The organism is Streptomyces sp. NPDC020731 (assembly GCF_044334705.1).
Taxonomy (GTDB): Bacteria; Actinomycetota; Actinomycetes; order Streptomycetales; family Streptomycetaceae; genus Streptomyces.
Map to the genome: position 1 here is coordinate 66888 of NZ_JBIRTN010000006.1, position 21385 is coordinate 88272.

Annotated in this window: 19 protein-coding genes; 6 read left to right on the top strand and 13 right to left on the bottom strand. The window is 73.2% G+C overall.

Annotated elements, in window-relative coordinates; all coding sequences use genetic code 11:
* Positions 1-77 precede the first annotated feature (77 nt).
* From ACH4VX_RS11010 to ACH4VX_RS11030, 5 genes are all read right to left on the bottom strand, one after another.
* Positions 78-2987: an ATP-binding protein gene (locus ACH4VX_RS11010; RefSeq protein WP_398367051.1), complete on the bottom strand. Its 2910-nt coding sequence runs from the start codon at positions 2985-2987 to the stop codon at positions 78-80.
* A gap of 198 nt (positions 2988-3185) precedes the next feature.
* Positions 3186-4196, bottom strand: a complete 1011-nt coding sequence (locus tag ACH4VX_RS11015; protein ID WP_398367052.1) for a (-)-alpha-amorphene synthase — start codon at positions 4194-4196, stop codon at positions 3186-3188.
* On the bottom strand, positions 4171-5583 hold the full coding sequence (locus ACH4VX_RS11020; RefSeq protein ID WP_398367053.1) for a cytochrome P450: 1413 nt from the start codon (positions 5581-5583) through the stop codon (positions 4171-4173). Before ACH4VX_RS11020 ends, ACH4VX_RS11015 begins: the two co-directional genes overlap by 26 nt.
* Before the next feature lie 168 nt (positions 5584-5751).
* Positions 5752-6213, bottom strand: a complete 462-nt coding sequence (locus ACH4VX_RS11025; RefSeq protein WP_398367054.1) for an SRPBCC family protein — start codon at positions 6211-6213, stop codon at positions 5752-5754.
* A gap of 52 nt (positions 6214-6265) precedes the next feature.
* On the bottom strand, positions 6266-7102 hold the full coding sequence (locus tag ACH4VX_RS11030; protein ID WP_398367055.1) for a universal stress protein: 837 nt from the start codon (positions 7100-7102) through the stop codon (positions 6266-6268).
* A gap of 278 nt (positions 7103-7380) precedes the next feature.
* Between ACH4VX_RS11030 and ACH4VX_RS11035 the strand changes: the two genes are divergently transcribed.
* Entirely contained in the window at positions 7381-7851 is a 471-nt protein-coding gene (locus ACH4VX_RS11035; RefSeq protein WP_030865659.1) for a cation:proton antiporter regulatory subunit, read from the top strand.
* 4 nt (positions 7852-7855) lie between these two features.
* Positions 7856-9103, top strand: coding sequence for a cation:proton antiporter (locus ACH4VX_RS11040; RefSeq protein ID WP_398367056.1), 1248 nt, complete (start codon positions 7856-7858; stop codon positions 9101-9103).
* 31 nt (positions 9104-9134) lie between these two features.
* On the opposite strand, the gene ACH4VX_RS11045 is transcribed toward ACH4VX_RS11040, so the two are convergent.
* Complete coding sequence (locus ACH4VX_RS11045; protein WP_398367057.1) at positions 9135-10220, bottom strand: MerR family transcriptional regulator; 1086 nt, start codon at positions 10218-10220, stop codon at positions 9135-9137.
* A 174-nt stretch (positions 10221-10394) separates the two neighbouring features.
* Between ACH4VX_RS11045 and ACH4VX_RS11050 the strand changes: the two genes are divergently transcribed.
* Positions 10395-10718 carry a hypothetical protein gene (locus ACH4VX_RS11050; RefSeq protein WP_398367058.1) on the top strand — a complete coding sequence of 108 codons (324 nt, stop codon included), beginning with the start codon at positions 10395-10397 and terminating at the stop codon, positions 10716-10718.
* Here ACH4VX_RS11050 and ACH4VX_RS11055 read toward each other — a convergent pair.
* Together ACH4VX_RS11055 and ACH4VX_RS11060 are read right to left on the bottom strand one after the other, a co-directional pair.
* On the bottom strand, positions 10684-11172 hold the full coding sequence (locus ACH4VX_RS11055) for a hypothetical protein (RefSeq protein WP_398367059.1): 489 nt from the start codon (positions 11170-11172) through the stop codon (positions 10684-10686). The two genes, ACH4VX_RS11050 and ACH4VX_RS11055, sit on opposite strands and share 35 nt — an antisense overlap.
* A gap of 106 nt (positions 11173-11278) precedes the next feature.
* The gene (locus ACH4VX_RS11060) at positions 11279-11671 is read right to left on the bottom strand and encodes a DUF5997 family protein (RefSeq protein WP_398367060.1); all 393 of its coding nucleotides are present in this window, start codon (positions 11669-11671) and stop codon (positions 11279-11281) included.
* Positions 11672-11729: 58 nt separating this feature from the next.
* Here ACH4VX_RS11060 and ACH4VX_RS11065 point away from each other — a divergent pair, with 58 nt between their 5' ends.
* Positions 11730-12485 (top strand): LysR family transcriptional regulator substrate-binding protein, encoded by a 756-nt coding sequence (locus tag ACH4VX_RS11065; RefSeq protein ID WP_398367061.1) that lies wholly within the window; start codon positions 11730-11732, stop codon positions 12483-12485.
* Between the two features lie 5 nt (positions 12486-12490).
* Here ACH4VX_RS11065 and ACH4VX_RS11070 read toward each other — a convergent pair whose 3' ends face one another.
* From ACH4VX_RS11070 to ACH4VX_RS11085, 4 genes are all read right to left on the bottom strand, one after another.
* The gene (locus ACH4VX_RS11070; RefSeq protein ID WP_398367062.1) at positions 12491-13240 is read right to left on the bottom strand and encodes a DUF4142 domain-containing protein; all 750 of its coding nucleotides are present in this window, start codon (positions 13238-13240) and stop codon (positions 12491-12493) included.
* A 92-nt stretch (positions 13241-13332) separates the two neighbouring features.
* A complete protein-coding gene (locus ACH4VX_RS11075; RefSeq protein ID WP_398367063.1) occupies positions 13333-16155 on the bottom strand; it encodes a beta-L-arabinofuranosidase domain-containing protein in 2823 nt (940 codons plus the stop codon).
* A gap of 136 nt (positions 16156-16291) precedes the next feature.
* Positions 16292-16987 (bottom strand): HAD family hydrolase, encoded by a 696-nt coding sequence (locus ACH4VX_RS11080; protein WP_398367329.1) that lies wholly within the window; start codon positions 16985-16987, stop codon positions 16292-16294.
* Positions 16988-17007: 20 nt separating this feature from the next.
* A complete protein-coding gene (locus ACH4VX_RS11085) occupies positions 17008-17484 on the bottom strand; it encodes an Lrp/AsnC family transcriptional regulator (protein WP_398367064.1) in 477 nt (158 codons plus the stop codon).
* A 204-nt stretch (positions 17485-17688) separates the two neighbouring features.
* On the opposite strand from ACH4VX_RS11085, the gene ACH4VX_RS11090 reads away from it, so the two are divergent.
* Together ACH4VX_RS11090 and ACH4VX_RS11095 are read left to right on the top strand one after the other, a co-directional pair.
* Positions 17689-19176 (top strand): FUSC family protein, encoded by a 1488-nt coding sequence (locus tag ACH4VX_RS11090; RefSeq protein WP_398367065.1) that lies wholly within the window; start codon positions 17689-17691, stop codon positions 19174-19176.
* Between the two features lie 94 nt (positions 19177-19270).
* Positions 19271-20299 carry a lactonase family protein gene (locus ACH4VX_RS11095; RefSeq protein WP_398367066.1) on the top strand — a complete coding sequence of 343 codons (1029 nt, stop codon included), beginning with the start codon at positions 19271-19273 and terminating at the stop codon, positions 20297-20299.
* 96 nt (positions 20300-20395) lie between these two features.
* Here the strand turns inward: ACH4VX_RS11095 and ACH4VX_RS11100 are convergent, their stop codons facing one another.
* The gene (locus tag ACH4VX_RS11100; RefSeq protein ID WP_398367067.1) at positions 20396-21319 is read right to left on the bottom strand and encodes a sirohydrochlorin chelatase; all 924 of its coding nucleotides are present in this window, start codon (positions 21317-21319) and stop codon (positions 20396-20398) included.
* Between the last annotated feature and the right edge of the window lie 66 nt (positions 21320-21385).

Consider the following 21385-nt stretch of genomic DNA (forward strand, 5'->3'; position numbering starts at 1 on the left):
GGGCCGCGTCCGGTGAGTCGCACATGGATGAGGTCCGGAAGCCGCAGGCCGTGCGGCCGTTTCCGGCCGCGGCCTGTTCACAGCCGCTGCCGGGGAAAGGACTCCAGCGCGGCTGCCAGGCCGGAGGCGTCCGTGCCGATCTTGCGGTAGACCGACGAGAGCAGATGGCGTACACCCTGCTCCGTGAGGTGCAGCTTCCCGGCGATCACCGCCGTGGACGCCCCCCGGGCCGCCAGCTCGGCGGCCTCCCGTTCGGGCGCGGTCAGCGTGTCCGTCTGGGCGTAACGCAGGGGCAGCGGCCGCAGTCCGGCCGCGGCGAGCTCGTCCCTGGCCCGTACCGCCAGCGCCTCCGCGCCGCAGTGCACGGCGCCCTCCAGTCCGCGGTAGAGACGGTCGGCTGCCTCCTGCAGCCGCCCGGTGCGGGACAGCGCCGCCCCGTGGCCGACCAGGGCGCGGGCCAGCTCGTAGGCCGCGGGGGACTGTTCCAGATGGCCGACGGCCTCCGCGTGCAGGTCGAGCGAGGCCCGGCCGCCGGTCACCTCGGCCAGGGTGTGCACCGTCTGCCCGATCGCCGAGGCCGCCCCGAAGTCCCGGGCCCGCTTGACCGCGTCCTGCGCGTGCCGGACCGCCCGGTCGGGTGCGCTGCGGGCGAGCGCGGACGCCAGCCCCGACTGCCAGGCGCACCAGGCGGGGTTGCGCCATTCCCGCCCGTCCAGCCAGTCCCCGACGGCGGAGAGCAGCGCGGCGGCCTCGTCCGCGCGGCCCTCCGCCAGCAGCAGTTCGGCGTACACCGTGCGCGGGTCGGGGTAGATGACGGCGTTCGGGGCCGGCCCGCCGTAGCGGTGGTGGTCGGCGATCCGGCGTGCCGCCGCCGTACGCCCGCGGGCCAGGAGCGTCTGGATGAGGATGCCGACGGCGAACCACTGGGCGGGCACCGCCCCCTCCACCCGGTCGGCGATGCGCAGCCCCTCCCGGACGAGGTTCTCCGCCTCGGCCAGGGACCCCCGGCGATAGCGGATGTACCCGGCGAGGGTCTGCCCCAGGGCGAGATGGGAGCCGCGCCAGCCCTTCGCCTCGCACTCCGCCATGCCCTTGCCGAACAGTTCCTCGGCCCGCCGCGGCTGGTCGGCGTACAGGAACACCATCGCCACCGCCACCGGTACCTCGAAGCCCCGGTTCTCGTCGGTCCAGCTCAGTCCGCCCCGCAGGGACCGCTCGGCGTATTCGAGGGCCGTCCGCCGTGGCTCGCCGCACACCACCGCCTCCCAGGCCCGCAGGCCCAGGATGTACCGCTCCTCCAGGCCTCGGCCGGTCACCTTCGCGGCCAGCCTGGCGAGCCTGCGCGAGCGGGCGGCGGGGTCGGGCTCGTCGGCGCGGTACGAGCTCCACACGAAGTGGTCGGCCTGCATCCGCAGCCGGATCCGGGGGTGCGGGGTGCGCCGTGCCTCGTCGGCGGCGACGGCCGCGGCCTCGGCCACCTCGTCGACGTGCGCCAGCGCCTGCGTGAGCCGGTACACGATGGACGCCCGCAGCTCCGGGTCGATGCCGGGTTCCGCCAGCGCCTCACGGAGGTGCGCGACCGTGGCCGTGGGCTTGATGAGGAAGGTGGAGGAGGCGAGTTCGTGCAACAGTTCGGCGCGCTGCTCCGGCAGCGGCGGCTCCTGGAGCGCCCGCGTCAGCAGCCGCCGGGCCGCTTCCGGGGCGCCGGCGCGCATGTACTCACGGGCGGCCTCGCGCAGACACACCACCGCCTCGGCACGGCCGTCGCAGGGCACCTCCAGCAGATGCCGGGCGGCCGCCGCCGGCCCGAACCCGGCGGCGCGGACGGCCTCGGCGGCCCCGTTGTGCAGTCCGACCCGCAGTGCCGGGGGGATGGAATGGTAGATGGTGGTGGCGATCAGCGGGTGGATGAAGGCGAGTCCGCCTCCGGTCCCGTCGTCCTCGGCCAGGATCCGGGCGGCGCGCAGCCGCTCGGTCGCCTCGGCGGCCGCCTCACTGCCGACCACGGCGATGGTGGCGGCGAGTTCCTGTGACACGGCCTCGCCGAGCACGGCCGCGGCGTAGGCGAAACGGACGGTGGACGTCCCGAGGGCACGCAGACGTTCGATCAGTCCGCGGCCCTTGACCGCCGCGGCGAGGTCCCGCATCGCGCCCAGTTCGTGCCGGGTGCCCCGCAGATCGCGTTCGCCCAGGCGAATGGCGAGTTCGACGGCCTCGAACGGGCTTCCCCCGGTGACCTGGCGGCATTCCTCGCAGAACTCGTCCTCGGCCTCGTCCCCCACCTCGTCCCTGACGATCCGCGCCACCCCCTCGGAGGTGAGCGGCTCCAGCGCGTAGGGGCGGGTGCCGAGGCTGCCCGGCAGGGTGCGCAGCGGCTCCGCCTCGCGCGGCAGGTCGTCGGGCCGGTGGGCGAGGACGATCAGCAGCGGCAGATCCGCCGCCCGGGGCGCGAAGGAGGTGAGCCAGTCGAGGGACTCGACGTCCGCCCAGTGCAGATCGTCGAGCAGCAGCACCATGGGTGCCTTCCGCACGGCGAGCCGGGTCACGACCCAGTCCAGACCCTCGCGGACCCCGGACGGGTCGGGTACGTGAGGGCCTGGCTCCGCCTCCAGACCGAGGGCGGTGGCGACGACGTCGTACCAACTGCCCAGGAACGCGCGGAGCTCGCCGCCGTCCATCGCGGCCAGCGAGGGCTGGAGGAGCCGGCGCACCACACGGAACGCCAGCTCCTGCTCGTTCCGGCCGCCGCAGCCCGACAGCACGGTGACACCCTGGGCCAGCGCGCGGGAGCGGGCCTGCGCCAGCAGTGCCGTCTTGCCCATCCCGCCCGGGCCGGTGAAGACGAGGAGCCCACCGCGCGGCACTTGCGGCACCCCGTCCCGGGTGTCCCGCAGGGCCGCCAACGCCTCGTCGAGCGCGCGGAGTTCCCGTCGGCGTTCCAGCAGGGGCCGGGACTCGGTGCCGTACTGCCGCCGCTCGATCGCCATGTGCCGCACCGCTTCCTGTCGTTCGGTCGACGGGTGGCAGACGAGCGTATGTCCGCCGCGGCGCGCCGTTTCAGTATTCCGGTACGACCACGACAGGACGGGTGAATCGAAGACGGTGGCGGCTTGGGGCATCCCTCCTGTGGGTAGGGTCGCTCGAATGGAGCGCGCCCGGGGCGCGGGCCCGTGGCGGCGACCGGGTCAGGCCGGGGCCACCGCCGTGTCGGCGTAGCGCGGCACGGTACGGGACCAGTGGCAGCACCCCCGGATCCAGCCGGCCATGCCCTCCGCATAACCGACGGCCGAGGGACTCAGCCGCGGCCTGATCTCCTCGAAGAGGCCGACGAACTCGTCGATCGTGCGGTTGATCTGCCGGATCGCCAGCATGACGGCGACCGGCAGGGAGCAGCGGTGGGCCCGCTGGTGGGCGAGGGCCAGATTGATCATCCCGCCTGCCTGCCGTTCCTTCACCGCGGAGTACAGATCGGGTATCCACACCGCCGCGTCGGCCGACAGCCGGGTCAGCCGCCGCATCACCGGGTGCTGCAGTTCCGCGTCGGACAGTTCGCACGGCTGTGCCGCCTCGCACAGCGGATGGAAGGGCTCGACCCCCGCGGTCAGCGACCGTATCGACGTGCACAGCCCGGTCGGCAGCGGGGCGGGGTCGGCCTGCGCCACCGCCTCGTACAGCAGGCCGTGCACGTACTCACGGCTCTTGACGGCCCATCGCGCGGCCTGGGCCGGCGTGCACCGCTCGCGGACCTGTTGGTGCAGATCGGCCAGGGCCGCGCCGAGCGGCGTCGACGGCGACGCGTCGTCCCGCAGTACGGCGATGCTCTCGTCCAGCATGGGCAGCAGCCGGCCGGGTCCCCGTCGGCCCACCTCCTCCGCCCGGTCGTCGAAGACGAACTGATAGGCGATCTGGTTGGCGACGATCTGCAGCAGACCGGCATCCATGTCCGGGCCGTTGTAGGAGGCGAGCTGGGCCGGGCGGGTGCGGGCGATCATTTCCGGAATCCAGCTTTCGTCCGCCAGTCCCGTTTCCCGCAGCCACTTCTCGACGCCCGCCGCGACCTGGTGTTCGTGCGGATTGCTCAGGAAGGGGAACGGCATGTGCAGATGGGTGTCGATCAGATTCCTGAGATCGGCGCCGTGAATTCCGTGCGGTGCGCCGGTCGCGATGTCCTCATGTGTGGTCGACAAGGTTGTCACCCGCCCCTCGGGATCCCCGGTCGAGCCCGCCACCGCGCGGTTCGCAGATCATGACCAGTGACCTGGGGCCCAGTGTCACCGCCGGGCGCACCGGCGCGACGGGCCCCGGCGGATGGAGCAGCCTCCAGCGCCGCGCGATGGTCGCGAGCGCCACCGTGGCCTGTGCCATGGCGAAGGCGTCCCCGAGGCATTTCCGGCTGCCCGCGGAGAACGGGACCATCGCCCCGTGCGGCCCGCCGGTCTCCTCGCCGGACAGCCACCGCTCCGGCCGGAACCGCTCGGGCTCGGGGAACGACGAGGGCGCGTGGTGCAGCAGATACGGGCTGTACAGGACGGTGGCCCCGCGCGGCAGGCGGCGTCCGCCGAACTCGACGTCCCTGGTGGTGGACCGGGTGAAGAGCCAGCCGGGCGGGGAGTGGCGCAGGGATTCGCTGACCACCGCCCGGGTGCGGGGGAGGCGCGGCAGATCGTCGGAGGTGAGGAGGGCACGCCCGGCCGGCAGGGAGTCGACCTCGGCGTGCAGCGCGCGCTCGGCCTCCGGGTGCTGTGCGAGCAGGCTGAACGTGGAGGACAGACACAGCGAGGGGCTCTCCGACCCGGTGAGCAGCAGGGAGACGAGCTGATCGTGCACCTCGCGGGGGGTCACCCCGTCCTCCCCGGCGTCGGCCGCCGCCAGCAGCGCCCCCAGCAGATCGTCACGTGCCTCGCCCGCGCGGCGCTCGGCGACGACCGCGTCCACGAGCGCGTGCAGACGGGCCACCGCGTCGCGGTACCGGCGGTTGGCGGGCAGAGGCACCCGGAACAGGGCGTCCACCGGTACGACCGTACGCGCGAACAGGCCGCGGACGATCCCGGCCAGGCAGTCCCGCACCTCGGCGGTCCTCGCCGCGTCGAGGGAGTCGGAGAAGAGGACCCGGCTGATCGTCCCCGTGGTCAGGGTCATCATGGCCGCGCCGACATCGACCTTCTGCCCCGCCCGCCAGGAGCGGCACACCGACTCGGCCTCCTCACCCATGGACTCCGTCCGGCCGGCGACGCCGGCCGGACGGAAGGCGGGCTGCAGCAGCCTGCGCTGCCTGCGGTGATCGCCGTGCGGGCAGGTGACGACCCCGTCCCCCATGAGGGCCCGGAGCCGCTCGTAGAGAGGGCCGCCCTTGTCGAAGGTGCGGGTGTCCCTGAGCATCTCGTGGACCAGTCGCGGATGGCACACCACCCAGGCGCGGACGGGACCCAGGCGTATCTCCACCAGATCGCCGTACGCGGACAAAGAATTCAGAAACTCCAGTGGGCGCCGGAACAAGGCGATACCGTGTCCGACGGACGGGAATATGCCCGGCGCGACTCCCGACCTCCAGGCCGGCACCGGTTCATGGACGCAATTGCTCATCGAATGCCACCTGTCTCGAGCGACACAAACGGAATTCAGTGAGTCCACATATACGAGTCCACATACATGTGGTACTCGAACCTTGTCCTGCCCACGGCGGACCGGCACCCGACGTACCCGATCCCGTCGCCAAGGGGGCGCACGGGTGCACGGGGGAGCGCAGGAAATTCAGGTGTCCGCCTCCACGAAACGGGCGAGCCGGCTCAGTGCCGAGCGGGTGCCCGCGTCGTTGTCGGCCGCGGACACCGCGTCGGGGACGCCCTCGTGGACGATCAGCACATCCGTGCCGCCGTCGGCTTCGGTGAGCGCGGTGGTGATCGTCATCGTGCCGCGCAGCCCGGGGTCCTCGCTCTCGAACTCGAGGACCTCCACCACCAGTTCGCAGGGCACGAGCCGCGTGAAGCGACCGTGGTACGTGTCGGTGTGCGCGGACGACTTGCCGGCCGCGTCGGGCGAGTCATAGGTCAGGGAGACCCGGAACCCGCCGCCCTCGCGCGCCTCGAACGCGTGCACCTCGCTCCGCATGCCCGGCGGCACCCGCCACCGCGCGACCGCCTCCGCGCTCACCAGCGCCCGGTAGACGGCCGGGCGGGGGGCGTTCACATGTCCGGACACGCGGGTCGTGTACATGGCCCCATCGTGCCGCGGCGGAGAAGCCCCCGCGGGGAACGGGGACGCCCCTTCACCCCGTGCCGCGGACGACGACGACGGGACAGTCGGCGTGGTACAGCAGTGCCTGGCTGACCGAACCGAGCAGCATCCCGGTGAAGCCGCCGTGGCCACGGGCCCCGGACACCACCAGTCGGGCCTCCCGGCTCGCGTCGAGCAGTGCGTGCCGCACCCGCGCCCGCTCCAGCCGCAGTTCCACGGCGACACCGGGACGGGCGTCCCGATGCCGCCCCACCGCCTCCTCCAGCAGTCGCTGGTGCCGCTCGCGGAGCCGGTCGAGATCCACCACCACGTTCAGCGGATCGGCGGGACCCTCGTACGGTGTCGGTTCGCTCCAGGTGTTCCACACATGCATCGCGACCAGCGGCGCCCCGCGCAGCGCGGCCTCGGCGAAGGCGAAGGCCGCCGCCGCGTCCCCGGCCGGCGAGCCGTCCACGGCGAGGAGCACGGGCCCCTCGGGACCGGGACGACCGCGGACCACCATCAGCGGACCGTGCCCGTGCGCGGCCAGCTGCACCACCGTCGAGCCCAGCAGCAGATCCCCGAACCCGCCGTGGCCCCGCCCGCCGACCACCGTCAGCGCCGCATGCCGCGACTCGCTCCGCAACACCGTCAGCGTCTCACCGGACGCCACGGTCCTGGCCACCTCCAGTCCCGGCGCACGGTCGTGGACACGCTGTTCGGCCCGCGCCAGCGCACCGTGGATCATCGGATCGAGGTCGGCCGGGCGGCTGAACGCGTGCACGATCCGCAGACGCGCGCCGCGCAGCAGGGCCTCGTGCGCCGCGACGTCGACCGCGGCGAGACTGGACGGCGAACCGTCCACTCCTACGATCACCGTGTCGTTCACCACTCGCTCCCGTCCCCGGCGGTCCGTCCGGGTACCCGCGGGAAACGGCCCGCACTCACCCCTCCGACCTGCGACGACACGGCCTCCCCGGAAATCCTCGGCCCCGTCGCGTCCTCTGTCCATCCGTGGCAACACCCATGTTCCGGCCGAATGGCGGGATGGCACCATGGGCCCCGTGGGGGTGGATCACCCGTGCCGTTCGACGGCACGGCCGGCACCACACATCGGACGACAACGGAAGAGAACCGGGAAGGGGACGGGCTGTGCCTGCTCCACGGATGAGCGCCACGCCACTGCCGGGCATCGGCGTGAAGTACGACCTCACCACGCGTGAGCACGAGCACCTGTCCGTGATCGCGCACCGCGACGGTGCCCGCACGGTCAACGTCTACCGCTCCGACGACCCGGACGCCTGCGCCCGCTCGATGCGGCTGACCGTCGCCGAGTCGGCGGCGCTGATCGACGCGCTCATGCCGGCCCACCACAGCCCCAACCTGCTGCACACCACCGACCTGGGGCTGGTCGCCGAACGCATCGAACTGTCCGCCGTCTCCCACTGGAACGGCCGGCTGCTGGGCGACACCCGGATGCGCACCGACACCGGAGCCTCGATCGTGGCCGTGCTGCGGCGGGCCGAGGCGATCCCGTCCCCGGCGCCGGACTTCCGGCTGGCCGGCGGGGACACGCTGATCCTGATCGGCACCCGCGAGGGCATCGACGCCGCCGCCGAGATACTCGGTCGGGAGTGAGCGCGTGCACTCTTCCGCGATCTTCCTGATCGAGTTCGGCGCGATCATCCTCGGGCTCGGCCTGCTGGGACGCCTCGCCGGACGCCTCCAGTTCTCCCCGATCCCCCTCTATCTGCTGGCCGGCCTCGCCTTCGGCGAGGGCGGTCTGCTGCCGCTCGGCGCGAGCGAGGAGTTCGTCGCGATCGGTGCCGAGATCGGCGTCATCCTGCTGCTGCTCATGCTCGGCCTGGAGTACACGGCCAGCGACCTCGTCTCCAACCTCAAGACCCAGTACCCGGCCGGCCTCGTCGACATGGCGCTGAACGCCCTGCCCGGCGCCGCCCTGGCCCTGCTGCTCGGCTGGGGTCCGGTCGCCGCGGTGGTGCTGGCCGGCGTCACCTGGATCTCCTCCTCAGGCGTCATCGCGAAGGTCCTCGGCGACCTCGGACGGCTCGGCAACCGCGAGACCCCGGTCATCCTCAGCATCCTGGTGCTCGAGGACCTGGCCATGGCGGTCTACCTGCCGATCATCACCGCCCTGCTGGCCGGTGTCAGCCTCGCCGCGGGCAGCGTCACGCTGGCCATCGCGCTGGGCGTCGCAGGGCTCGTGCTGTTCGTCGCCGTCCGCTACGGGCGGGTGATCTCCCGCTTCGTCTCCAGCGACGACCCGGAGAAGCTGCTGCTGGTCGTGCTGGGCCTGACCCTGCTCGTCGCGGGACTCGCCCAGCAGCTGCAGGTCTCGGCGGCCGTGGGCGCGTTCCTGGTCGGCATCGCCCTGTCCGGGGAGGTCGCCGAGGGCGCGCACAACCTGCTCGCGCCGCTGCGGGACCTGTTCGCCGCCGTGTTCTTCGTCTTCTTCGGCCTGCACACCGATCCGCACTCCATCCCGCCGGTGATCCTGCCCGCCTTCGCGCTCGCCGTCGTCACCGCGCTGACGAAGATCGCCACCGGCTACTGGGCCGCCCGCCGGGCCGGGATCTCCTCCAAGGGCCGCTGGCGCGCGGGCGGCACCCTGGTCGCCCGCGGGGAGTTCTCCATCGTCATCGCGGGTCTCGCGGTCACCGCCGGCATCGAACCGGACCTCGGCCCGCTGGCCACGGCGTACGTCCTGGTCCTGGTCGTCCTGGGGCCGCTCACGGCCCGCTACACCGAGCCCATCGCGCTGCGCCTGACCGCCCGGCGCACCGCGTCCGCCGACACCGTGCCCGCACAGGCCACGGCGCCGGCCGCGGAGACGCTGGAACCGGTGGACGAGAGCCGGCCCGAACGCTGAACCGGCCGACGTCCCCCACTGGCAGAAGAGGCTAGTTCTCCAGCCGCACCGGCATCAGGAGCGAGAACGTGTGGGCGTCGTCCGGCCGGCGGATCGCGAGGGGTGCCGTGGGGGCGCCGAACTCGAGGACCAGCCGGTCGCCGGCTCCCGCGGCGAGCGCGTCCAGCAGGAACGCGCGGTTCACGGCGACGAGGTCCCGGCCGTCGGCGCCGTCACCGGCCAGGGCGACCGAGCCGTCGTCGGCCACCTCCAGCACGCTGAGGTCGCAGGACGTCCCGCCCTGTTCGCGCACCTCGCCCGCGCGCACGGGGCCGGTGCGCACCGCCTCCCGGAAGGCCGGCACGTCCACCACGGCGCGCCTCCCGGCCGGGAGGCGGACGAGACGCCGGTAGTCCGGGAAGTCGTGGCCGAGGCACTGGCCGGCCGTCTGCCGGCCCCCGGTCTCCAGGGTCACGCGGTCACCGTCCACGGTGAGCCGGACCTGTCCCTCGCCGTCCAGCAGGGCCCGCATCGCGTCGGCGAGCGGAAGGGGCACGGTGACCTGGACGCGGGACCCGTCGTGTCCGTCGGCGGCGGCGCGCGCCACGGCCATCCGGTACCGGTCGGTGGCCACCAGACGCAGCGCGTCGCCCTCGACGTCGAAGAGGATCCCGCCGAGCATCGGCAGCTCCGGGTCGGTGCCGGCCGCGAACCGGACCGCGTCCAGCGCGGCGGCCAGCCCGGGGCCGGAGAGGGACAGCCGTACGGCGGCGTCGGTGCGGAGCGAGGTCATGGGGTTCTCCCTGTCATCGAGTAGGGCTCGGAGCGCGGAGAACTCGGCGCGGGCGTCGGACAGCCCCTGCTCCAGCCGGCGCAGATGCGCCTGGAGCAGCTGTCGTACGAGATCGGTGTCGGCGCCCGTCCAGCCGGCCAGCACCAGCCGGATGTCCGCCAGCGGCATCCCGGCCCGGCGCAGCCGGGCCAGCAGTCGGGCCTCGTCCAGCTGCCCGGGGGCGTACCAGCGGTAGCCGCTGACCGGATCCACCCGGTCGGGGACCAGGACACCGGCACGGTCGTAGAACCGCAGGGCGCTCACGCCCAGCCCGCTGTCCCGGGCCGTCTCACCAATGCTGCGCATCTCGCTCTCCACACCCACGACCCTGATCCCTCGACAAGGTCGAGGGTCAACCCCGGCCCGCCCCGGCCCGGCGACGACTGCCCGGCGAGGGCCGTACGGGTGATGGCTTCACCCGACCCGGCGGACCTGCGGCCACCGGCGTACCACCGGCGCACGGGGGCGCGTTGGACCGGCATGGACAGCACTGAGACGGCGCGGCGCCTTCTCGGGCACGACGCCGCGGGCCGGTTGTACGCCGAACTCACCAGCGGGTACGGCGGCCATACGCCGATCTACACGGCCCTCGTCGCGGAGTGGCGGGCCAGGGGCCGCACGGTCCCGGAGCACCGCGACGGCCTGTGGGCCTCCTTCGCCGCCGCCACGGTCGGCGAGCGCGCGACGGTGCTGCCCGTGCCCTTCCCCGTCCCGGTCCCCCTGCTGCGGCCACCCGCCGAGGACACCCGTGAGGAGACCCGCGAGGAACTCACCAGCCCTCCGGACCCGCCGGCTCCGCGCTGACCGGCGCCAGCACGGCGAGCGTGCCGGTCGCCCCGCGCAGCGCCAGTTCGAGCGGACCGGGGGCGTGCAGGGTGCCGGTGCCGTCCGGCGGGACCAGCCACTCCAGACGTCCGGCCGGCCGGTAGGGCGGCGGTACGGCGACCCAGGACCCCCGGCCCACGTGCCGCACCCCGAAGCCGACCCATTCGCTGACCGGGTCGGGTGGCAGGAAGAACCCCACCCTGCGGGCCGTGACGTCCACCAGCGTGGGCCCGGGCACCTTCAGGGGGTCGCGCCACAGGATGTCCAGGGCGAGCAGCCCGAGGCGGTCGGGCACGCTCAGCACGTCCCAGTACCGGCCCGCCGCGAGCAGCGCCGTGCCCTTGCCGTGGTCCCACTCGCGCTTGCACTCCTGCGGATCCGTGGCCGCCGCGGCCAGCCACTCGACGGCTTGCTTCCACATGGAGCTGTGCATGTCCCACCCCGGGCACGGTCGGCTGCGCCACTGCGGGCGCGTGCGGTACGGACATGCTGGTAGATATTTCTATCCACCGGAAGGGTGGCGCGGGCTGGCGTTTCGGTCAGTCGTCGCGTTCCGCGCGTTCCGTGTTCCGCTTCTTGATCCGGGCCTCCTCCTTGCGGACCTCGGCCTGGGTGGCGCGCTCCCGCTCCAGCCACTCGGGGCGCTCCTCCTTCAGCGTTTCGATCTGTTCGGTGGTGAGGGCCTCGGTGACCCCGCCGCGCGCGAGACCGGCGATGGACACGCCCAGCTTCGCCGCGACCACCGGGCGGGGGTGGGGGCCGTCGCGCCGCAGGTCCCGCAGCCACTGCGGCGGGTCCGCCTGGAGCGCGTTCAGCTCGGTGCGTGAGACGACACCGTCCCGGAAGTCGGCAGGGGTGGCGTCGAGGTACACACCCAGCTTCTTCGCCGCGGTCGCGGGCTTCATCGTCTGGGTGCTCTGGTGCTGCGTCATGGCGTCCAGGGTATCGAGCGTGTGCACGGCCGCCGACCACGGCCGGTAACCTGGCCAGGTGACAGGCTCGGAAGTGTCCCCCCCGTTCCGGCTCGTGTACGCACCCGGGGTGATGCCCGGCAAATGGGTGCGCATCTGGAACGAGCGGCTGCCCGACGTCCCGCTGACCCTCACGCAGGTCCCCGCCGGGGCGGCGCAGGGGCTGCTGCTGAGCGGTGACGCCGACGCGGGCCTCGTCCGGCTGCCCGTCGACCGTACGGTCCTCAGCGCGATCCCCCTCTACACCGAGCAGACGGTCGTCGTGGTGCCCAAGGACCACCTCGTCACGGCGGTCGACACGGTGTCCCCGGAGGACCTGGCCGACGACATCGTGCTGGACCCCCTGGACTCCGTCCTCACCTGGGAGAGCCCGCCCGGGCGGCCCGCGTTCGAACGCCCCGCCACCACCGCCGACGCCGTCGAGCTCGTCGCGGCCGGGATCGGCGTGCTCGTCGTACCGCTGTCGCTCGCCCGGCTGCACCACCGCAAGGACCTCACCCACCGGCCGCTCGAGCGGGCTCCCGAGTCGGACGTGGCGCTGGCCTGGCCCGAGGCGGCGACGACGGACCGGGTCGAGGACCTCATCGGGATCGTCCGCGGCCGGACCGTCAACAGCACCCGCGGCCGCGGGCAGCAGCCGGCACAGGAGAAGAAGCCCGAACGCACCGCCCGGCGGCAGCAGCCGGCCGGCGGATCGGCCGGCCGCGGCCGCCGGGGAGGCACCGGCGGCACACCGAAGAACCTGCGGCGGGGCAAGCCCCGCCGCAGGTCGTGACCCGGCTACCTGACCGTCGGCGACGGCGCCGGCGCCGGGGACGCCGTGTTGAGGTCCTCCAGCCCCTTGGGGATCTCCAGCACCAGAACCGGCGCACCCGCCTGCGGAGCCGGCGGGGTCACCTGCTCCTGCGGCATCTTCGGCGGGCTGGTCTGCTGGAAGTTGACCTGCTCGTGATTGACCAGCCCCGTCTTCTCCAGCACCGTGATGTGGTCGAGCACCGTGTCGTTGGCCTGGTCGGCCAGCTGCCGGACGAGGGTGTTCCTGGTGTTGGCCCGGATGTTGGCGATGGCCGGGAAGATCTGCCCGTGCGTCACGCGCATGATGTTCACCGCCGTGGAGTCGAACTCCTTGCCGTTGGTGGCCCTGATGGTCTCCACGAACCCCTGCTGCTGCGGTGACGCCTGGTTCGGCAGCGTGATGCCGAGCTCCAGGGAGAGCTTGCGGCAGCTCTCGTCGAGCCGGCCGTGTCCGACCACCAGGTGCTCGCCCGCCTCCTTCATCTCCGCCGTCGTACCCCGCTCCATCGCCAGCAGCCCCAGCGGGTGCTCCCACAGCCCCGCCGCGCGCACCTTCACCACGAAGTCGCGGTCCGCCTCGGTCAGCGGGCCGTAGTTCGTGTTGGCCACCACCCGGTCCGGCTTGGTCGACGTGTTCTGTACGCCCAGCATGGTGGGATAGGCGAGCGCGGTGAGGGTGAGGATCATGGCTCCGCCCACGAACGCGGTTCCTGCCGTGCTGCGCGAGATGCGCATCGTGCCTCCTGGGATATGAACGGCCCAACAGCAGGAAGTACGGACGCCAGGCGCGAGACAATCACCGTTCGGGAAAGAATTTTCGGTCGGTGTCAGCGGGCGTAGGCGGCCTTCTGCGCCGTACCCACCACCTTGTCGCCGTCGGCGCGGCTCAGCAGACCCTCGGACACCCAGGCCGCCACGGTGGACCGCACCCGTGCCACCAGTGCTCCCTTGTCGCGGAAGGGCGCCCGGGCCCAGATCTCGTCGAGCAGACTCGTACCGTCGCTCCGGGCGGGGTTGGCGACTCCGGAGTCCGACCCGCCGAAGATCACACGCGGTTCCGAGCGCCGGACGTAGGCGTGGGTCGGGTCCTCGGTCCCCTCCGCGAAGGGTGCCAGCTCGATGCCGTCCAGCGTGTAGTGCAGGGGTCTGTCCGGGACCGGCGCGAGGGAGGGCAGCAGATCGCCGGAGAGTCCGGCATTTCCGTACAGCCCCAACCGGACGGCCTCCGGCCCCGGCCGGCGGGCGACCAGGTTGACCGGCCCGTGGAACAGGGCCTGCAGTGCGGGGTCGTCGAGGGCCCGCTCCACCCGCAGCCGGAAGGGCACGGAGATCCGTACGGTGTCGCCGTCGCGCCAGGCCCGCGAGACCGCGAAGTAACGGCCGGGGACCGGAGTACCGGGCACGGCACGCCCGTTGACGGTCACCCGGAAACCCGCGGTCGCCCAGGACGGCACGCGCAGCAGCAGCGTGAAGGAGGCCCGGCCGCCGCCGATGGTGAGCGTGCTGCCCTGCTCCTGGGGGTAGCGGGTGGTCTGTGTGACCGTGACGCCCTTCTCGGCCCAGGTCAGCCGGGAGGCGCTGTAGAGGTTGACGTACAGGGCGCTCCCGTCGGCCTTCGCGAAGTACACCGAGTCCTGGTACTTCGTGGCGCTCTCCATGCCGGTGCCCTCGCAGCAGGTCGTCCCCTGCTTGGGCGTGTAGTCACGCACATGACCGGGCGTCAGGCCGATGAAGTAGGTGACGAGCGGCTTCTCCGCGTCCGGCCGGTCCTGCTTGGAACCGAGCACCTGGTTGAACAGGGCCCGCTCGTAGTAGTCCATGTACGCCGGATCCTGCTCGTGGAAGAACAGCGTCCGGCTCAGCTTGAGCATGTTGTACGCGCAGCAGGACTCGGCGGTGGTGTCGGTGATCGTGCCCGCGATCGCGTCGCGGGCCTTCCAGAACTCGCCGCTGCTGGTGCCGCCGATCGCGTACATGCGGTGGGGTACGACCATGCCCCAGAAGTTCCTCGCGGCCGTGAGGTAGCGCTGCTCGCCCGTCTCGTCGTGCAGCCGCACCAGGCCGGTGAAGATCGGGATGTGCTGGTTGGCGTGCAGCCCCTCCAGGACGTCGGTGTCGGCGGCACAGGCGTCGATGAGCCGGTCCAGGTCGAACAGCTTGGCGAGAGTGAGGTGTTCGGCCCGGCCGGTGATCGCGTGCAGGTCGCAGACCGCCTCGACGATGCCGCCGAACTCCCCGCTGGAGAACAGCCCCCACATCCGCTGCAGGGTGGCCGTCGGCAGCACGGACAGCCGCGCGTACATCCAGTCGCACATGCCGGACGCCAGATCGAGCGCCCGGTCGTCGTCCGTGGCGAGATACGCGTCCAGCAGTCCTCTGAGGATCTTGTGCGCGGTGTAGTACGGCGCCCACACCCGGGTGTAGTCGCTGCCGGTCATCGACTCCAGTTCGATGAACTGCGTCTCCGGGTACGCGGCGAGGAAGCCCGGGTGGCTGGGCGCCCCCCAGGTGCGGCGCAGGGTGGCGTCCAGCCCCCGGCCGGAGGCGTCCGCGAACGTCGCCCCGGTCGTCTCGTCGAAGGCGTACGACGCCAGGTCTCCCCGGCCGGCCGCCGCGTCGGCGGCCCGGCGGCTCCGCAACCCGGTGACCTCGGCGGCGGTCAGGGCCCGCGAGAAGACATTGACGTCCTCGAACGCCCCCGCGAAGACGGGGTCGGCGCGGAAGCCGGAGCGGCCCAGCCAGTTGTTCGTGAGGGTGCCGAGCGCGGCCGGGGTCAGCGTGATGTCCGTGCTCCGGGCCACGGCGGTGCCGTCGACGTAGAGGGTGCCGGTGCCGTCGGCGAGGGTCACGGCCAGGTGGCTCCACTCGCCGACCGGCAGCGGCGCGGTGCCGTCGAGGCCCTGTTCGCCGCCCGGCCCCGAAGTGGTGACGGCGAACCGCGGTACCCCGTTCGCGTTGCGGGCGGCCAGATACAGATAGCGGGTGGTGTCGTCGCCGAAGTCGAAGATCCTGGCCCAGGCGGCGTCGTGCGCGGGGCGCACCCACGCGGACAGGGTGAGTTCCGGGGCGCCGGCGAGCACGGCCGCCGGAAGCTCCACGTAGTGGTACGAGCCGCGCACGTTCTCCGCCGCACGGCCGAACCGTCCCTCGACGCTCAGTACGGCCGGGTCGTGCCGCAGTGCCTCCCGCACCTCGGTCAGGGCCCCGACCACGGTGGCGATCCGGTCCGCGAGGACCTGCTCGCCGGTGCCGCGGTACGCCTGCGCCAGCATGGTCAGGAAATGGCCGGTGTAGTGGCCGCGCAGATTGCCGTTGGCCTCCCCGTCCAGCCCTTCCCAGCCGCCGGGGGCGACCGCGCCCCGGGTGGACAGGCCGGCGTTGGCGCGGAAGACCTGGAGCAGCCGGTTCACGTCGTAGCCACGGGCGTGGTCGAGCATCAGCTGCCGCTTGTCCGCGAAGACGCCAGGCCCGAGTGTCACGTCCTCCAGTCCGAACGGCCGTACGGTCCATGCCGCCGGTACGCCGGAAGCGGCCGCCGGGGCGCCGGGTGCGGCGGCGGCGCGCCCGGTGGCGGCCGCGGAGACCGCGGTCGCCGTCGCCGTGAGGGCGGCGGCCTGGAGGAGGGTTCGTCTGGAGAGGGGCTGTGCCATGGATGCTCCTCTGTTCGGTATCTCGAACGCTGTACGAACGATCGGCCAGACGATAGGGAGGGGACGGAAAGGCGTCAACGGTTCGGGAGCGATCGGTTCCGGACGTTCGCCGAGGACGCGCGGACGGCGGGAGCCGTCAGGAGCACCGGGCGGAGTCCGCCAGCCAGGCGTGCGCGGCCCGCGCCGTGAACTCCTCCTGTCCGCCGCGCAGCAGGAGGCCGGCGGTGGCGAACTCGGGGGCGTCGGCCTGGGCGGCGACGTAGGGGATCGCGATGCAGCGCATTCCGGCCGCGTGCGCGGCGGCGGCACCCGGGGCCGCGTCCTCGACCACCACGCAGTCGGCCGGGTCCGCGCCGAGCCTGCGCGCCGCCTCCAGGAAGATGTCGGGGGCCGGCTTGCCGTGCGCGACCTCGTCGGCCGCGACGGCCGTGTGCAGATACGTGTCCAGGCCCGTGCCGGCCAGGATCGCCCCGATCGCCTCGGGCGAGGAACCGGACGCCACGGCCATCGGCACGCCCTCGGCCGCCAGCAGTTCGACGAACGCCCGCATCTGCGGGTACACCCGCGTCGAGGCGCCGGCCAGCCGCAGGTAGTGGCGGTTCTTGACCGCGAGCAGTTCCTCCACCGGGGCGGACAGGCCGTACCGCTCCCGCCAGTCGGCGATCGTCTCCCGGGTGCTGATCCCGACGTAGCGCTCGTGCTCGGCCCAGGAGAAGTCCGGCACCCCGTACGCGGCGAGGGTCCGCCGGCCCGCCTCGTAGTAGTTCGGCTCGCTGTCAACGAGCGTTCCGTCGAGATCGAAGATGACCGAGAGGGTGCCGGGCGCGTTCATGGGGTCCAGGATGGCAGGGCTCACTTCCGTGCCGTCCTGCCGATCGACTCCACCAGCGGCAGCAGCCGGTGCGGGACGCGTTCGCGCAGCGCCACCTCGGTGCGGGTACGGACCACACCGGGCAGGCTGATCAGCTTCTGGATCACGTCCTCCAGATGCGCGTTGTCGCGCGCCACGACCCGGGTCAGCAGATCGCCGCCGCCGGTGATGGAGAACGCCTCGACGATCTCCGGTACGGCGGCCAGCGCGTCGCCCACCTCGTCGAGGCGTCCCTGGGTGACCTCGATGTGCACGAAGGCGAGGACGGGGTGGCCCAGCGCGACGGGGGAGAGGGCGGGGCCGGTACCGGTGATCACGCCCTCGCGCTCCATGCGGTCCAGGCGGGCCTGCAGGGTGCCGCGGGCCACCCCGAGGATCCGGGCGTACTCCCGCACGCTGGTGCGGGGCTGCTCCAGCAGCAGCCGCAGGATGCGGGTGTCGAGTTCGTCCACCGCCATGAGGGTTCACGTCCCCGTGTCGGCCATTGGCACGTCGATGGCCGTAGGAATGCCGCGGAAACTGTACCAATGGCCCACTTTCACAAGAGCCTGTTGAGCCACTGGTGGAAGAGATGCTGATATGGAGGGGTCGATGGCGCTGCGGACCCCGCGGCGCCTTTTTCGTGCCACGGCGCACACCAACGAGTTCCCAGGGGGCGGTACGTGCTGAAGAGGGTGTTCACGGCTCCGGACCCGGGCCGGATCCGGCTGCGCTTCGCGGCGCGGGCCGTGCTCGGCATCGGTCTGGCCGTCGTCGTCTGCGGTCTGGCCGGACACTCGCTCACCGGTGCCGTCACCGGTGGGCTGGCCGCGCTGCTCGCCCTGTTCACCGTCACCGACGCCACGGTCCGCGGGCAGGCCGTCACCACGGCGCTGCTGCCCGCCGTCGGCCTGCCGGTGCTCGCCGCCGCGGCCCTGCTGCACGACCACCCGGTCGCCCGCGACCTCGCCTTCCTCGCCGTGGTCGGACTCGGCGTGTACGCGCGGCGCTGGGGCCCGCGCGGTCACAGCCTCGGCGTCTTCGCGTTCATGACCTACTTTGTGGCGCAGTTCCTGCACGCGCGGACCGCCCAGCTCCCCGAGCTGTACGCCTCCGTCCTGCTGTCCGTGCTCGCCGCGGCCGCGGTGCGCTTCGGGCTGTGGTGCTACGAGCGCCGGCTGCCCCCGGCCGTCGTACCGGCGCCGCCCGGCGGTACCCGGCTGGCCCGCGTGACCACCCGCCAGGCGGTCCAGGCGACCGCCGGCGCGGGCTTCGCCCTGGTCGTGGGCCAGCTGGTGTCCGGTCAGCGCTGGTACTGGGCCGTCGGCGCCACCTGGTGGGTCTTCGTCAACACCACCTCGCGCGGCGAGACCCTGGTACGCGGCTTCCGGCGGGTGCTCGGCACCGTCATCGGCATCGGGCTCGCGCTGTTCGTCGCCGTCCCCGCGCACGGGGACGGGCCGCTGACCGCCCTGGTCGTCGCCGTCGCCGTCTTCGGCATCTTCTACACGGCCGCCGTGTCCTACACCTGGATGATGCTCTGGGTGACGGTGCTCGCCGCCATGCTCTACGGCCTGCTGGGCGTGCTCACCCCCGGTCTGCTGGCGCTCCGGCTCGTGGAGACCGCCGTCGGCGCGCTCGGTGCCGTGCTGGCGGTGGCGTTCGTCCTGCCCGTGACCACGCACAGCATCACCGACACCTGGATCCAGCGGGCCCTGCGCTGTGTCCACGCGTGCACCGCTCAGACGGCCGCACGGCTGGCCGGGACCGCGGACGCCGACCCGGCGCCGGTGGTGGCGGAGCTGGAACAGCTGCTCGCCCGGGTACGGCTCTCGGTCGCCCCGCTGGTGCATCCGCTGAACCCCATGCTCGGCCGCAAGCGGCGCGCCCGGCGGGTGCTCGCGCTGCTCGACGACTGCGCCCGGGAGATCCGCGGCCTGGTCGCCGTCGCCGCCGACCCGGAGGCCTCGCACGACGCCCGGCTGGCCGCCGCCTGCTGGCGCGTCGAGGCCGCCGTCGAGGCGCTCACCGGTGGCCGGGACATCGCCGTCCGGACCTCCCCGGCCGGGACGGAACCCGCCCTGGCCCATCTGCACGGTCTGGAACGCGCCCTCGCCGAGCTGGCCGCGCCGCTGCGGGCGCCGTCCGGCTCCCCGCTGGTCGGGGCCTGACCCGCACGGACGCACCGGGCGGGTCTTTGGTCTAGACCTGACGTGATCGGCTGCTACCGTCACCCCGGTCGGTAGCGGACGAGAGGGGACAGTCGTGGCGGACGGCAGGCGGCGGGCGTTCATCGGGTCGTTCACGGCGGCGGGAGGCCCGGGCATCGTCACCGCGGCCATCGCCCCCGGCAGCGGCGCGCTGACCGTCCTGAGTACCGTGAACGCCGTACCCGACCCGTCCTACCTGGCCCTGTCACCCGACGGCCGCATGCTGTACGCGGTCAGCGAGACGGCCGAGGGCGCCGTGGCCGCGTTCCGCGTGACCGGGGACGGGCCACAGCCGGCCGGGCGCCTGGTGCGGGTGGACGGCAGCGGGCCGACCCACCTCAGCCTCTTCGCCGGACACGTCCTCACCGCGAACTACGGCTCCGGCAGCGTCAGCGCCGTCCCCGTCCGCCCGGACGGCGGCCTCGCGCCGGTGTCCGGGGTGTTCCGGCACAGCGGCTCCGGTCCTCATCCGCAGCGTCAGCAGGGCCCGCACGCCCACCAGGTGCAGCCCGACCCGAGCGGCCGCTGGGCGGTGGGTGTCGACCTCGGCACGGACTCGGTACGGGTCTGCACCCTGGCCGACGGCGTGCCCGCGCCGCACCGGGAGATCGCCCTGCGCCCGGGCTCGGGCCCGCGGCACCTGGCCTTCCACCCGGAAGGGTCGTTCGCGTACGTCCTCAACGAGCTCAGCCCCACCCTCGTGGTCTGCCGCTGGGACGCAGCCGACGGCGTGCTCAGGCCGCTCGCCGAGATCCCGGTCCTGCCCGGCGTCCCGGCCGGCGACGCCTATCCGTCCGGGGTGGCCGTCTCGCCCGACGGCCGCTTCGTGTGGACCGCGACCCGCGGCGAGGACGTCCTGTCGGTGTTCGCGGTCGAGGGGGAGGGCAAGGTGCTGACCTCGCTCACCACCGTTCCCTGCGGCGGTCGCTGGCCCCGGGCGATCACCGAGTCCGACGGCGTCCTGTACGTCGCCAACGAGCGCTCCGGGAACGTGACCTGGTTCGCGCTCGACCCGGACACGGGAGTGCCGCGGCGTGCCGGCTCCGTCCCGGTGACCGCGGCGTCCTGCGTGGTCACCGGCTGACCGGGAGCCCGAAGGGACATGACGAAGGGCCCGTTCCGGGAACCGGAGCGGGCCCTTTCGGCGTCGTGCGCGCGTCGGCCGGGACAGCGGGCCGGGTCAGTGGGCCGGCGTGTTCTGCGCCTGCTGCGGGGCGATGCCCAGCGCGGTCGTGTACTTGGCCAGCGCCAGCTTGCCGATCGCCGGGTACGGGCCGAGTGCCTCGGCGGCGGAGCAGCCCGCCTCCTTCGCGGCCTCCTCGATCAGGCCGGCGTCGATCTCCGGGCCGATCAGGTACGGCGCGAGCGCCAGCTGCTGCGAACCGGAGCCCCGCAGCTGCTCGGCCACGGAGGCGATGGAACCGTCCTGGTCCAGGGCCGCCGCCATCACCGGCACGGCGAGGCGCGCGGCGAGCAGCATGCCGGTGATCCCGGCCGCCTGCACGGCCTCGTCACCGCCCACGGAGGCCAGGATGATGCCGTCCGCCGCGGTCGCCACGGTGAACAGGCGGGCACGGTCGGCGCGGGCCAGACCGGCCTCGGACAGCCGCACGTGCAGCGCCTCGGCGAGCAGCGGGTGCGGACCCAGCACATCGGTCAGCTCGGCGGCGATACGGCTGTCCATCACGGCCTGGCGGACCTGGCGCAGCAGCGCGCTGTCCGGACCGGCGAGCAGCGGCACGACGACGGCGACGGGGCCGTCGGGCTCCTTGACGTCCAGGCCGGCGGCGCGGGCCTGCTCGAAGCGGGCGGTGCGCTCCTCGGCCGCGTGCGTGAGGACGGACCGCAGCGTCGGGAATTCCTCGTCGTCGCCGTCGAGGTAGCCGATCCGGGCGTCCAGGCCGGGCAGCTCGGAACGGGCGATGCTCACGACCTCTTCGGTGAGTGAGCGGGTGGCACTACTGGGCGTACCCGGCACGGCGAGGACGAGCGCGGGCGCGCCCTCGGGAGCCACCAGGGGCTCGGGACGGCGGTGCCGTCCGGGCTGGCGGGGGCGCGGCATTCGTACGGGCAGGCCGGACGCGGGCCCAGTGGGGGTGCTCATGTTGCCGCATGTTAGTGGCTTCCTGGGCTCCCCTGTTCGGGGAGGGTGCAGGTGAGCGGTATCCGT

Coding starts and splice junctions, on each gene's coding strand:
- ACH4VX_RS11010 (WP_398367051.1), bottom strand. CDS start 2,987: ATGGCGATCGAGCGGCGGCAGTACGGCACCGAGTCCCGGCCCCTGCTG.
- ACH4VX_RS11020 (WP_398367053.1), bottom strand. CDS start 5,583: ATGAGCAATTGCGTCCATGAACCGGTGCCGGCCTGGAGGTCGGGAGTC.
- ACH4VX_RS11025 (WP_398367054.1), bottom strand. CDS start 6,213: ATGTACACGACCCGCGTGTCCGGACATGTGAACGCCCCCCGCCCGGCC.
- ACH4VX_RS11035 (WP_030865659.1), top strand. CDS start 7,381: ATGAGCGCCACGCCACTGCCGGGCATCGGCGTGAAGTACGACCTCACC.
- ACH4VX_RS11045 (WP_398367057.1), bottom strand. CDS start 10,220: ATGCGCAGCATTGGTGAGACGGCCCGGGACAGCGGGCTGGGCGTGAGC.
- ACH4VX_RS11050 (WP_398367058.1), top strand. CDS start 10,395: ATGGACAGCACTGAGACGGCGCGGCGCCTTCTCGGGCACGACGCCGCG.
- ACH4VX_RS11055 (WP_398367059.1), bottom strand. CDS start 11,172: ATGCACAGCTCCATGTGGAAGCAAGCCGTCGAGTGGCTGGCCGCGGCG.
- ACH4VX_RS11060 (WP_398367060.1), bottom strand. CDS start 11,671: ATGACGCAGCACCAGAGCACCCAGACGATGAAGCCCGCGACCGCGGCG.
- ACH4VX_RS11070 (WP_398367062.1), bottom strand. CDS start 13,240: ATGCGCATCTCGCGCAGCACGGCAGGAACCGCGTTCGTGGGCGGAGCC.
- ACH4VX_RS11075 (WP_398367063.1), bottom strand. CDS start 16,155: ATGGCACAGCCCCTCTCCAGACGAACCCTCCTCCAGGCCGCCGCCCTC.
- ACH4VX_RS11080 (WP_398367329.1), bottom strand. CDS start 16,987: ATGAACGCGCCCGGCACCCTCTCGGTCATCTTCGATCTCGACGGAACG.
- ACH4VX_RS11085 (WP_398367064.1), bottom strand. CDS start 17,484: ATGGCGGTGGACGAACTCGACACCCGCATCCTGCGGCTGCTGCTGGAG.
- ACH4VX_RS11100 (WP_398367067.1), bottom strand. CDS start 21,319: ATGAGCACCCCCACTGGGCCCGCGTCCGGCCTGCCCGTACGAATGCCG.